Genomic DNA, 12,646 nt, shown 5'->3' on the forward strand with positions numbered 1-12,646 from the left:
GCAAAGGCCCGGTTTTTGTTCTGGGCTGCTTATTCCTGAAGAGAGAAGCCATGTTGATTAAATCCATGCGTTCTGCGGTCCGGCCCAGACGTTTCACTGTTGCCCGTTCGGCCCTGGGGCCTTGCCTGCTGGCGGCATGCCTGGCGGGCACCTTGTCGATGTCCAGCGTTCAGGCTCAAAACCTGAGCAGCCAGCAAATAAGCTATGACATTGCCGCAGGCACTCTGGATCAGGTCTTGAATCAGTTTGCGGCGCGTGGCGGATTTTTACTGGCTATTGATGCGTCTTTGACTGCTGGCAAGACCAGCACGGGCTTGAGGGGCGCTTACACACCGGAACAAGGTTTACGGCAGATTTTGCAAGGTAGCGGTCTGGAGGTCGTGGCGGATGGTCGCGGTTATCGTTTGCGCGCTGCGCCTGGCTTGAGCACACGCAGTCACCAGGAGCTGGAAGCGGTACGTGTGCAGGCTCAACGCGAAAGCGCAACCGGGCCCGCGAATGGCCTGCTGGCAAGGCGCAGCGCAACGGCGACCAAGAGCGATGCGGACATCATGGACACGCCGGCCTCGATCGCCGTCGTGACGCAGCAACAGATCGAGTCTCTGGCCACTCGCACGGTGGGCGAAGCCTTGCGTTACGTGCCGGGCGTGGCGGTGGAATTTGATGGGGTGGATTCACGTTTTGACACTATGTCCTTGCGTGGCTTCAATGCAGATTCCGTGGCGTGGCTGGACGGCGTGAAGCTGGCCGGCGGCAGCGGTGCGGGCAATAACTGGACCTTGCCGCAGGTTGATCCTTTCATGCTGGAGCGCATTGAAGTCCTGAAAGGGCCGGCCTCGGTGGTGTATGGTCAGGTGGTGCCGGGCGGTATGGTCAATATGGTCAGTAAGCGCCCTACTCAAGTGGACCAACGCAATATTGAACTGACCTTGGGGGCGCCGCGCCAGCTACGGGGCAGCGTGGATCTGGGCGGCGCATTGGGTCAGGATGGCGTCAGTGCCTGGCGCGTGCTGGCACTAAGTTCCGATACCGAAAGCCGTACTGATCACGTCAAGCGTAAACGCCTGTTGTTGGCCCCTTCCGTCACCTTGCCGCTGGGCGAGAACGGTGAAATCGTCCTGATGGGTTCGGTGCAACGCGACCGTGGCGGCAGTGACTATATGTGGTTGCCCGCCTACGGCACCTTGTTTGATAACCCCAACGGCAAAATCCCTCTGTCACGCTTTATCGGCGAGCCACATTTTGATCGCTATGACCGCGATCAGGATATGGCTGGCTGGGCGGCGGTCTACGACATCAACGACAACTGGACACTGCGCCAGAACTTGCGCGTGCAACGCATCAAGTCGGTGATGGAATCGGTGACCAGCGATATGTATTCCTTCGACGATCCCAGTCTAGGCGGTTGGGATTGGCGCACGCTGGAACGCTACGCCAACCGGGGGACAGGAACATCCCGCTCCTTGGGTGTGGACACGCAGTCCGAATGGCGTTGGAACCTGGGGGAGGCCGAGCATACGGTGTTGCTGGGTCTGGACTATTACCGGGGCACTTTTGATGCCCGTCGTCAGACCGCCTCGGTAGGCCCGGAAGGCAGCGGCGGTGTGCTGGATTTGTATGACCCGCAGTACGGCGCAATGATCGGGCCTTTTACCACCTTGAGTGAAGTCAGTAACCGGCGTCATCAGACCGGCGTGTATCTGCAAGACCAGGTTTCATGGGGGAATTGGCGTCTGGTGGCTGGCTTGCGTCATGATCGGTCCTCCGTCAGTGGCACCAGCCGCCGCCGGTCCGGAGAGGATGATTTGGGCCAGAGCGACAAGGCCACCACGGGTCGCCTGGGTGCCTTGTATCGTTTCGATTCGGGTTGGGCACCGTATATCAGCTATGCCACCTCGTTTGAGCCTGTTGCCGGTGTGACGGCAGACGGTGTGGCCTTCCGGCCCATGAAAGGCAAGCAGACCGAAGTCGGCGTCAAGTATCAGCCCGAGGGCGCGAACTGGATGGCCAGTGCCGCCGTGTTTGATTTGCGCCAGACCAACAGGCTGACGGACGACCCGATTCACGGCTTCCCGGATCAGGTGCAAACCGGAGAACTGCGTTCGCGCGGTCTGGAGTTAGCGCTCACAGGCCGTTTGTCGCCTAACTGGTCTGTGATAGGCAGTTATTCCTACCTGAATACCAAAGTGCTTAGCAGTGAGATCCCTGAAGAACAGGGCAAACCGGCCTTGTATACACCGCGCCATCAAGCCGCCTTGTGGGTGGATTACACCTTTACCGGGCGCACAGCGCTGGCTGGCACGGTTATGGGGCTGGGGATCCGTCATGTGGGCTCGTCCCACGGCGGGGACATTGATGTGGCCGGTGGTGGCTACGCCAGCCTGCGCATCCCGGCCCATACCGTGGCGGATTTCCGGATGGCGACGCAGTTGGGCTGGATCTCGCCTGAGCTGAAAAACAGCGAACTTTCTTTGAATGTGACCAATATTGCCGACAAACAGTACGTCAATGGCTGCGGTTCCTTGTGGACTTGCGGCTGGGGCCTGGGTCGACAGGTGTCTTTAACTTTTTCAGGACGATTCTGATGAGACGGCTGATAGGGCTAGCCCTGCTGGGCCTGGGTTTGAGTGTCAACGCACAAGCCAGTCCCCTGCTGAAACCGGGTTGCGCCTGGACCTTGCTGCATCCGGAGCAAGGGGAACGCACAGGAAGCTGGGGGTGGGCGGATCTGGAAAAACGTCAGTACATCGACGAGCACACGCGCTTTAATCTGGCCTCCCTGTCCAAGCAGTTCACTGCCTTGGCTGTCCTGATGCTGGTTCGGGATGGAAAATTGGCTTTGGATGAACCCGTGGCCCGGTATTGGCCGGACCTGCCCGGTGAACTGGGCAAACCCACTGTTCGACAAGTTCTGCGTCATACCGGTGGTTTGCCGGATTACATCGAGCCCTTGTACCAGGCAGGCCGAGAGCATGAGACGGTCACCGTGTCTGAGACGCTGGAGGTTTTGGCTGCCCATCCCGCTTTGCGCTTTACGCCGGGTGAGCGGTTTGAATACAGCAATACCGGGTATTTTCTGCTGGCCCAACTGGTGGAACGGGCCAGCGGCCAGCCACTGCCCCGGTTTTCCCAGCGCTATATTTTTGAGCCATTAGGCATGGACGAAACTGCGATTGTGGATCGCTACCCGTCTGCGTTGCCACAATTGGCTCGTGGCTATCGGGTCAAGGATGGGCAAGTACAAAACAGTGAATCAAGCTGGGAGCAGACGGGGGATGGTCAGGTGCACAGCAGCGCAGCAGATATGTGGCGTTGGTTGCAGCATCTGGAGCAAGACACGGTCTTGCAGAGCCCGCAGGGACAGCCGCTGACAGGGCTGCGTAGCTTGCTGACGCAATCGGCCCCTACCGAACCCAAAGATAATTACCAGTTCGGGCTGGAAACGGTGCAACTGGGTGAGGACTATGCGGCCTGGGGACATGGTGGAGGCTGGGCGGGCTATCACAGCTTCATGGCCTACTCACCGGAGCGGCGTCAGGGGGCGGCGGTGATGTGTAACGCGATTCACTGGGATGTGCGTGCCATGGCCGAGCGGCTGCTGCAGACCGGTATCGGGCAGTTGGAGCCTATTGTGTATCGACCTTGATGGTACGACTTGACCGGGGCCCTGTTTGATATGGCAGCGTAGCACCTGAAAACAAGCCTTCAGGCCTCAAGCAAAACAGCGCGTCTCCTGTTGATAAGTCAGGAACCGCGCTGTTTTCGCATCAAGCTGTACCAGAAAAGGGACAATCCACGGCCAGATGGACATTGTCCCAGGCATAAGCGTCCTGCCGGGGGTGGGCTGCGTTAGAATTAATTGTCCAGCCGCCGGGCTGGCTTATTTTTTTTCTTTCATTTTCATCAAGGTTTGCCGTTATGGAATTCGATCGGGCCGGTGTACGTGCATTAATGGAAATTACCCAGCGTCCGGAGTTGGTCTTTGTGCGAGGAGAAGGTTCCTGGCTGCAAGATCACAACGGCAAGCGATACCTGGACACCGTCCAGGGCTGGGCCGTGAACGCGCTGGGCCACAGCCCTGCCAACGTGATCAAGGCGATCACCGAACAAGCGTCCAAATTGATCAACCCCTCGCCGGCGTTCTACAACGAGCCCTCTATCGCGTTGGCCAAACGCATCGTGGAACACTCCTGCTTTGATCGTGTGTTCTTTGCCAACAGTGGTGGTGAAGCCAACGAAGGCGCCATCAAGCTGGCGCGCAAATGGGGTCAGATCAACAAGAACAACGCTTACAAGATCATTTCTTTTGAGCACTCTTTCCATGGCCGTACCCTGGCCACCATGTCCCTGTCCGGCAAACCCGGCTGGGATCGCATGTTTGCGCCTCAGGTTGAAGGTTTCCCCAAAGCCAAGTTGAATGATCTGGAATCCGTGCGCGCACTGATTGACGATCAAACCGTGGGCATCATGCTTGAACCCGTACAGGGCGAGGCCGGTGTTATTCCCGCGACCGTGGAGTTCATGAAGGGCCTGCGCGCTCTGGCCGACGAGCACAAGCTGCTGCTGATCGTGGATGAAGTGCAAACCGGTATGGGCCGTACCGGCACTATGTTTGCTTACGAACACTCGGGCATCCGTCCTGACATCATGACCTTGGGTAAAGGTATTGGTGGTGGCGTGCCTTTGTCGGCACTGTGCGCACGCGAGGAAATCTCCTGCTTTCAACCTGGTGATCAGGGCGGTACCTACAACGGTAATCCCTTGATGACCGCCGCTGGCGTGGCGGTGTTTGATGAACTGACCGCTCCTGGCTTCCTGGATTCGGTCAACGCCCGCGCCAAGCAACTGTCCGAAGGCTTGCTGGCCATCAGCGCCAAGTGGGGCATGGATGGTGAACGTGGTGAAGGCCTGCTGCGTGCCCTGATTCTGGATCAGGATGACGGCCCGGAAATTGTGGCTGCGGCCCGCGACCGTGCTCCGGAAGGCATGTTGCTGAATTCACCTCGCCCTAACCTGCTGCGTTTCATGCCAGCCTTGAACATCACGGCTGATGAAATCGACCTGATGCTAGCCTGGCTGGACGAAATTCTGGTCAAGGTTCGCGGCTAAGTCGTGTTGCTGCCATAAAGAAATCCGCCTTCGGGCGGATTTTTTTGGTCTTTGCACAATAGGGGCTGTGTTCCTGCCATAACGTGGAGCAGGGGATGGTGGGTGTCATCATTCCCTGGGGAAAAGGTGCATTTACACGGTTTCTAAATGGGCTTTTACAGCGGCAGCCACTAATTCAGGGTGGGAAATATGCATGCCGTGGCCTGCCCCTGTGACGGTGCGAATCGTGGCGCGTGGCACCTGTTCCGAAATTTTCTGAATGACCGCTGCGTAGGTTGGTAGGGTCGCGCTGCCGGTCAATAGTGTCGTCTGGCCGGCAAACGTGGCTAAGGCGCTGACATTGACCGCCAAGCGATCCGGGTCCCGGAATTGATCGAGCCACGTGTGTGCATTGGACAGGATGGTGGCGCGGGCCTGCGAGTCGAATACTTCATGCCAGGCCTTGTCTCCGAAGGCGACTTTCTCGATAAAAAGTTTTGCGCCTGCTTCGACCTGTCCCTTTTCTATCATCATGGCGGCTTGTTTCATCAAGTCGCTTGCTTCCAGTCTGAGGGCCTCGTTTTCGTCTTGTAAAAGGCTGAAAACCGGGGGTTCCAGCAACATCATCGAACTGACCCGCTCCGGGTGGCGGCTGGCCAGAACAATTGAGACATTCGCTCCATAAGAGTGTCCGAGGACATGAGCTGTTTGCAGGTTCAGATGGTCTAAAAGAGCGATGACATCGGCGACATCTTCGCTCAGGCGACCCTGGCCTTTGGGAGCGGAGCTTCGGCTGTGGCCGCGCCGATCGTAGCGCAGAAGTGTATGGTCAGATAGCTTGTTGGCAACACCGTTCCAGCTTTGGTGATCATCCCATGAGCCATGTATACAAATGATAGGGGTTCTGCCGTTTGTGGGGGGGTGGAGATAGGCGAGACTGAAATCCTGAAAATCTATTTTTTTCATTATGTTTCGCATGTTTAGGAGCCCTTTATCGCTGTTTTCAGGTGGTTTCGATGAAACATGAGGTATATACTATAATTGTAGATAGTATACCAAATAGGTGAATAGCCTTTGTTAGGGATATTCCTGCCTGGCTGGGCCGATGTGCAGCAATAGAGTTGAATGTGAGTACGGGTTCTCGGATAGCCGCCACTTTTTGTGCTGGGTGGCAGTGAAGGACAAAAGCAGTGCCAAAACTGGATAATCTGCCGCTGTGTTGTGCCAGAGCTGGATAGTTCGGTGCCAAATTGATTCATAGAATAAAAACCAGCCAATCCGGGGGATTGGCATCCGACTGTGTCACACACGCAGCGGTTTTATTTCTATGAGAGAGACAAGTCATGACCCAAAACAGCACCCCACCCTACATCGAGATCGAAAAGCGCATCGACAAGGTCCGCGACGAATACGCTCTGGTTGAAGGTCACTTCGATACGTCTGAAGAAACCTCCCCCTGGATTCCTTTCGGCCCCAATATCTGGCTGCGTCACCTGAGCTTTGATATTCGCAACAACACCTCGGTACACATCATGCGTGCCGACAAGGGTGGCTCCCTGGGTCGTCACCGTCATCGCGCTGTGGTGACTGGCTACATCTTGTCCGGCAGCCTGCGTTACGAGGAGTACGACTGGGTGGCTCGCGCTGGCCATTACATCCACGAAAGCCCTGGCCGCACGCACACGCTGGTGTCCGATGAAGGCATGGAAACGCTGTTCCACCTGGGCACGCCCATCGAGTTCCTGGATGAGAACGACAACATCCTGGAAATCATCGACGTGTTCTGGATGATCGACCACTACACCAGCTACTGTAAGAAGCACAATCTGCCCATCAACCAGTCCATGTTCATCTAAGACTGTTTGAGGCTTGTGTGCCGTGTCTGCCCCGTTTGATGGGGCAGCTCCTGGAAGCGTTGCTGATAGTAGGCAGAAAACCGGCCCAGATGCCCAAAGCCATGCGCCAGTGCCACCTCGGTGACATTGGGGCGGGGTCGGCTTTGCAGCACTTGATGCGCGGCGTCCAGACGTAGATTACGTACCCAGCTCATGGGGGATTGCTGATGATGACGGCGGCACAGCAGATGCAGGAAGCGGGGACTCACACCCGCTGCCTGCGCCAGATCATCCAGTGAGATGTTGCTGTGCAAATGCGCCAGCACATAGTTTTTGGCCTGGAGCAGTCGCATTTGCCCTGCCCGGGCTGCGGCTCCCATGGACTCATCCACCAGAGCCTGCACAGCTTGTTTATCGGTGGGATGACAGAGCAGGAACAAAGCCAGGCTGCTTTCAATATGCTGCGTCCAGGAGGCTGAACGGTCGCTGTGCTGCGCCGGGAGCAGAAGTAGGTGCTGGATGAGGTTGGCCCATTGCGGGCCCATACAGGGGTCCAGCTTGTAGACACAGCCCCGCGTCATACCCTCTTGCGCCAGCGTCTGATGGCCCACGCCATCAAACAGGCTGTAGGGAATTTTGATGATTAGTTGTTCACAACCGGCTTGCCACAAGGTGCGCACATGATGGCGGGGGGATACCACCGCAATATCGCCCGGATAGGCTGTTAATTTGTGATGGCCGTCGCTGATGAATTCAGCCGTGCCTTGCAGAGGCATTTGCACCAGACAGAAGTCGCCGAAGGCATCAGCCTGGATTTCCACTTCGGCACCGTAGCCCAGCCGCATCAGGCTGATCTGATCAATATCTCGGCGGTACAAGCTGGTGTTGATGCGCCCGCGACCCCAATGCAGGGCATGCCGGGAAATGGCCCGGCTCAGTGGCTGATGAGACAGCTCGGCGCTGTGGGAATGAAAGATTGGATGACGGTACAACACCGACAGATCCAAGCCATTTTCTGCCGACATTGGGAACCCCTTGTTCCAGAGCATAAGGATGCGCGTGACCAGCGCCTAGTGTAAAAGTTGCGCGGCTGGGCGGGCATGGGGGCTATCCCTGATCGGGGATTGTCGGTTTCAGAATATTCTTTATTTACAGAGGGATAGACTGGTTGTTATTTTATTTAGGCTTAAAAGAAGCTGCCTGATTTTTGGCATTGTGGTTGAGGTTTGAAGAAGTGAGCCATAGGTCTTCAATGTCGTGAGCTGACCTTAAATAAAAGGACGAATAATCAGTTGCAAGCCCAATACCGCCAGGAACAGCAACAGACATTGCTTGAAGCGTCGCGGGCTGATGCGCACGCGAACTTTTTGCCCCAGCCACATGCCCAGTAAAGCTGGAACAATCACCACGGTGGACAGGCTCAGCTGATTTGGCTTGAACACATCGTGCATGAATAGGCCACCTGCCAGCGCGAGGGTGGAGATGGTGAAGGACAGCCCCAAGGCCTGTACCAGCTCATCCTTGTTCAGATTCAGGGCCTGTAAATAAGGTACGGCAGGCATCACAAAAACGCCGGTAATGCCGGTCACGATGCCCGTCACCAGGCCAATCAAGGGTGCAAGCCAGGGCTCGAAGCGGGGTGACACCGTCAGGGTGGGGGCGATAAGCGCATAGCCTGCATAAACCAGTAGCGCGATACCCAAGGCCATACCTGATAGCTGCGGTGAGGTATTGGCCAGCAACGACGAGCCCCAGAGCGTGCCCAGCACAATGGTCAGCATCATGGGCCAGAGCCTGCGCAGCAAAGCCAGCATGGACGGCCCGGCAAGGCATTGCCAGACATTGGTGATAAAAGAAGGCAGCACCAGCAAGGCGGCGGCCGAGGCGGGTGACATCACCAGACCCAGCAAGCTCATGGCGACCGTAGGCAGGCCCATGCCGGTAATGCCTTTGACCATGCCTGCTACCAGGAAGGTGGCGCCGATCAGAAGAAAGAAAGTGAGAGATTCATGCATGCCTGTATTGAAGCGTGGCAGGCAGGCGTACACAATGTGGATTTAAGACGGTATCCTTCGGTTTATCCGAAGGGTTTTCAGGAGTGGTCATGCGACTGGGTCTGGCAGATCTTCACTTGTTCTTGAGCATTGTGGAGGCAGGCAGCATCACACAGGGGGCGGTACGCGCGAATCTGGCATTGGCTTCGGCCAGCGAGCGTTTGCGTCGTATCGAGGACGACGCGGGTGTTGCCCTTCTGGAGCGTCTGCCGCGTGGAGTCGTCACTACCGAAGCGGGTGAGGCCCTGGCTCACCATGCCCGTTTGATGTTGCGTCAGCATGATTTGCTAAAGGGCGAATTGCAGGATTTCGCCCTTGGCGTGCGGGGGACCTTGCACCTGTACGCGAATACGGCGGCTTTGACTGACTTTCTGCCGCCCCGTCTGGCGCCCTGGTTGGCGCAGCGGCCTAACCTGCATATCGAACTGAAAGAGCGCACCAGCGCTGATATTGCGCGTACGGTTGCTGCGGGCTTGGCCGAGGCCGGTGTGGTGTCGGATGCGGTGCAGGCACCGGGACTGATGCTGGAGCCGGTCGCCAAGGATCATCTGGTGCTGATTATGGCTGCGGCTCATCCCTTGGCGACGCACAGCAAATTGAGTTTGCAGGATGTTCTGCATGAGCCATTCGTGGGCCTGATGCCCGGCAATGCCTTGCAAGACCATATCGATGAACATGCTCGCGCTGCGGGCCATGCTTTGGCGCAGCGCATCCGCATGAAAACTTTTGAAGGGCTGTGCCAGATGGTGGCCCACGGTGTGGGCCTGGGGATTGTGCCGCAGGGAGTGGCCAGCCGCTACAAGCGCCGTCATGGCTTTGTAGCGCGGCCTTTGAGTGACACCTGGGCCAAGCGCTCCCTGTGCCTGTGTTATCAGGACTGGGACGCCCTATCCAAACCCATGCAGCGCTTGTTGCAGCATTTGGGGTCGACGAAGGTCTGCTGAGTCCAAGCTTTTTGCGGGAGCTTATTCACTGGCTGCTTGCTTTCCAAGCAGCCAGTGGGCAGGTGTTAGGCGTAGACCTCGTGCTGGTTTCCGAATTTTCTGTCGGATTCAGCGGCCCGTCTATTTTGTCGCTGGTGCTGTATAAATCTGTCGTTTGATTACTTGCTCTAATGCTGGAGCTTATCTTCCTGGCTTTCGTTTAACCCCCGAGCGGACAATGCTGATAAATAGCGGGCTGCTGGCGTTCTTATTCCAGCTCCTCCATCTTGTTAGCTGCAAGTGGCTCGTTTGATTCTGCAGGCTCTGTCAGGCTGACTTTCACCCCAATATCCGCCGGTTTTGCGTAGTGCAGGCTGCTGGTCACCAAGGCATTCACGCCCGTTGCGGCATAGGCGGCTGCGTTACCTGCATGAATCCCGCCCGCCGCCAGAATGGTGACGTTGGGATGGGCTTTGCGCAGCGCAGGCACGATTTGCGTCAGAATTTCAGGCGGGACTTTGTCGAACTGCACCACGTCCGCGCCAGCCTGGGCCGCGCGATAGGCTTCGTCCAGATCGGCTGCTTCAATTACGATTTTTTTCTCGCACAAGGCGTATTTGTGGCGGGCAATTGCACGGCCTACCTCTTCCCAACCGCCCATCAGGGCGCGGTGCTGCGGGAAGATCAAAATGGTTTCACCCAGGCCCAGCCGATGCGGCATGGCACCGCCCGATAGTGTGGCTTTCAAGGCCAGCTTGCGCACACCAGGCGCGTGTTTGCGGGTGGTCAGCACCGCTACCGAGGCATCCACCGTTTGCACGGCTTGCACCACTTGATGTGTCAGAGTGGCAATACCGCAGGCAAACTCCAGCAGGTTCTGGCCGACTTTCCAGGCGCGCAGCAAGGCTTGGGCGGGGCCTTGGGCCAGCAAGATGGTCTGACCGGGCATAGCCGCCACGCCGCTGGGGGTGTAGTGCTGGGTCTGGCCGCCGCAAGAGCGCACAATCTCGGCCACTTCTTCAGTGCCTGCTACGCGGATAGGGTCACGCACGACGTAACGCAGTGTGGTGTTCTGCTTGTGCAGGCCCAGCATATGGCTGGTCAGGTCCAGGTAGGACGCATCTTCGCCAATCCATTGGTCGATTTGGCTTTGTTCAAAAAAAACCGTCATTTTTGATTCCCGTAGCGCCGTAGCGCCCAAAAACAGGCTAATGCCGTCAGCCCCAGCATCCAGGACAGTGCATTGGCGCAGTCTGTGTCGCCATCGAGCACGGCGTTGTAGATAGATAAAGACAGGGTTTCGGTACGGCCCGCGATATTGCCACCCAACATCAGCGAGATCCCGACTTCGCCCAGCGCCCTGCCGCCCGACAGAATCAGACCTGTGGCCAAGGCGGGCCGCAGCAAGGGTAGCTCCACCCGGAAGAAGTAGGACCAGGTGCCGTGGCCCAGCGTGGCCGCTGCTTCACGCAGCCGTGGCGACAGGCTGTTCATGCTGTTTTGCACGGGTTTGACCATTAAAGGCAGCCCAGCGATAAACGCGGCAATCAACAAGGCCGCAGGCTGAAAAACAATATTGGGTGACCAGCCGGTGGCACTGGCCAGCCAGCCCTGTCTGCCCAAGGCAAGCAGCAGCAAATAACCGATGACAATCGGTGGAAAAACCAGCGGCAGGCTCACCAGCGAATCGAGTAATCCGTGGCCCGGAAAGCGTTTTCTGGCCAGGACCCAGGCCAGTGCTACCCCCAGAACCAATTGGGCCACCAGGGTGGCGGCCAGCACATAGACACTCAAACCCAGCGAGCTGCTGGAGCAGCTCATCCAGGCAGACATCACAGGCCGTGGCGCTCAAGAATGGACTTGGCCTTGTCCGAGCCCAGGAACTGGGTCCAGGATTGCAGCGTGGGACTGTCAGGGCGGTTCTTGAGCACGGCCAGACTCAGATCAATCGGATCGTGGCAGTGGGCGGACATGGGTAGGATGGTGCCTAGTTTGTCCTTGTGGGCCAGCGCTTCGCTGCGGTTGATGAAACCGGCATCCACTTCGCCGTTCAGCAAGTAAGTCGATACTTGCGGGAGCATGGCCACTTCAAGGGTGCGACCATCGGCCTGGATTTTTTCGCGTTCCATGCAGGTGGTGGCGGCACGGCCGTAAACCGTTTTCTTGGCATCGCCAATCGCGATGCGGGCGTAGCTGGGCTGCTGCAGATCCTGGATGGAATCAATGGTCTTGCCCTTGGGCACGGCCAGCATCAGGGCACCCTGACTGATGTTTACGAACTGTTGGGCAATGCCCATGGGTTCCAGAAAAAAGCGGTCGCCAATGATGGCGGCAATGTCCGGGTTTTGCTCGCTCTGGGCGCGGACCTGCTGCATATTGCCAAAGCTGCTCTCTACCGTCAGGCCGGTTTCTTTATTGAAGGCTTCCATCAATTCGGTGACGGGCTTGCGGTAGCCCGCGCCGGAGGCAATCAGCAGGTCGGAAGCGTGGGCCGTGGTGGAGATCGCCAGCAGGCAAGCGGCGGAGAACAGCAAAGATTTCATGGGGTTTCCTGTCGATCAAATTCGTTATGAGTTCAAGTTTATAACGAGAAGGGACGGACAGGGACTACCGGGGTGCTTTTAGGCCGTGGGTTTGACAACGGTTGCAGGTGTTGTGGTTCGACAGCGTGTTTGGGTGTTTTGGGGAGGGGCAAGTCGCGATCAAACAGGAAAGCTCAGCAAAGGCATACCCTTAAACGAAAAAA

11 protein-coding genes are annotated in these 12,646 nt (G+C 57.4%); 5 read left to right on the forward strand and 6 right to left on the reverse strand.

What is annotated here, in order from left to right; all coding sequences use genetic code 11:
* Positions 1–50: 50 nt before the first annotated feature.
* The 3 genes from OKX01_RS00435 (at position 51) to OKX01_RS00445 (ending at position 5,109) form a co-directional block, all read left to right on the forward strand.
* Positions 51–2,585, forward strand: a complete 2,535-nt coding sequence (locus tag OKX01_RS00435; protein WP_264672272.1) for a TonB-dependent siderophore receptor — start codon at positions 51–53, stop codon at positions 2,583–2,585.
* The gene (locus OKX01_RS00440) at positions 2,585–3,646 is read left to right on the forward strand and encodes a serine hydrolase domain-containing protein (protein WP_264672273.1); all 1,062 of its coding nucleotides are present in this window, start codon (positions 2,585–2,587) and stop codon (positions 3,644–3,646) included. The genes OKX01_RS00435 and OKX01_RS00440 overlap by 1 nt, the downstream gene beginning before the upstream one ends.
* Positions 3,647–3,918: 272 nt before the next feature.
* Positions 3,919–5,109, forward strand: a complete 1,191-nt coding sequence (locus OKX01_RS00445; RefSeq protein WP_094195198.1) for an acetylornithine transaminase — start codon at positions 3,919–3,921, stop codon at positions 5,107–5,109.
* A gap of 132 nt (positions 5,110–5,241) precedes the next feature.
* Here the strand turns inward: OKX01_RS00445 and OKX01_RS00450 are convergent, their stop codons facing one another.
* Positions 5,242–6,054, reverse strand: a complete 813-nt coding sequence (locus tag OKX01_RS00450) for an alpha/beta fold hydrolase (protein ID WP_264672274.1) — start codon at positions 6,052–6,054, stop codon at positions 5,242–5,244.
* Positions 6,055–6,431: 377 nt separating this feature from the next.
* Between OKX01_RS00450 and OKX01_RS00455 the strand changes: the two genes are divergently transcribed.
* Positions 6,432–6,944 carry a 2,4'-dihydroxyacetophenone dioxygenase family protein gene (locus OKX01_RS00455; protein WP_026483888.1) on the forward strand — a complete coding sequence of 171 codons (513 nt, stop codon included), beginning with the start codon at positions 6,432–6,434 and terminating at the stop codon, positions 6,942–6,944.
* Here OKX01_RS00455 and OKX01_RS00460 read toward each other — a convergent pair.
* Together OKX01_RS00460 and OKX01_RS00465 are read right to left on the reverse strand one after the other, a co-directional pair.
* Positions 6,941–7,948, reverse strand: coding sequence for an AraC family transcriptional regulator (locus tag OKX01_RS00460; RefSeq protein WP_264672275.1), 1,008 nt, complete (start codon positions 7,946–7,948; stop codon positions 6,941–6,943). The two genes, OKX01_RS00455 and OKX01_RS00460, sit on opposite strands and share 4 nt — an antisense overlap.
* Positions 7,949–8,191: 243 nt before the next feature.
* Positions 8,192–8,938 (reverse strand): sulfite exporter TauE/SafE family protein, encoded by a 747-nt coding sequence (locus OKX01_RS00465; protein ID WP_230019516.1) that lies wholly within the window; start codon positions 8,936–8,938, stop codon positions 8,192–8,194.
* 89 nt (positions 8,939–9,027) lie between these two features.
* Here OKX01_RS00465 and OKX01_RS00470 point away from each other — a divergent pair, with 89 nt between their 5' ends.
* Positions 9,028–9,921: a LysR family transcriptional regulator gene (locus OKX01_RS00470; protein ID WP_264672276.1), complete on the forward strand. Its 894-nt coding sequence runs from the start codon at positions 9,028–9,030 to the stop codon at positions 9,919–9,921.
* 247 nt (positions 9,922–10,168) lie between these two features.
* Here the strand turns inward: OKX01_RS00470 and modD are convergent, their stop codons facing one another.
* Genes modD through modA form a run of 3 tightly spaced genes read right to left on the reverse strand, consistent with a single transcriptional unit; the run spans position 10,169 to position 12,443 of the window.
* Positions 10,169–11,071: a ModD protein gene (gene modD / locus OKX01_RS00475; RefSeq protein ID WP_264672277.1), complete on the reverse strand. Its 903-nt coding sequence runs from the start codon at positions 11,069–11,071 to the stop codon at positions 10,169–10,171.
* The gene (gene modB / locus OKX01_RS00480; RefSeq protein ID WP_108728665.1) at positions 11,068–11,721 is read right to left on the reverse strand and encodes a molybdate ABC transporter permease subunit; all 654 of its coding nucleotides are present in this window, start codon (positions 11,719–11,721) and stop codon (positions 11,068–11,070) included. The genes modD and modB overlap by 4 nt, the downstream gene beginning before the upstream one ends.
* Before the next feature lie 11 nt (positions 11,722–11,732).
* Positions 11,733–12,443 carry a molybdate ABC transporter substrate-binding protein gene (gene modA / locus OKX01_RS00485; RefSeq protein ID WP_264672278.1) on the reverse strand — a complete coding sequence of 237 codons (711 nt, stop codon included), beginning with the start codon at positions 12,441–12,443 and terminating at the stop codon, positions 11,733–11,735.
* Positions 12,444–12,646 lie beyond the last annotated feature (203 nt).

The organism is Alcaligenes sp. SMD-FA, assembly GCF_025960365.1.
Lineage (GTDB): Bacteria > Pseudomonadota > Gammaproteobacteria > Burkholderiales > Burkholderiaceae_B > Alcaligenes > Alcaligenes aquatilis.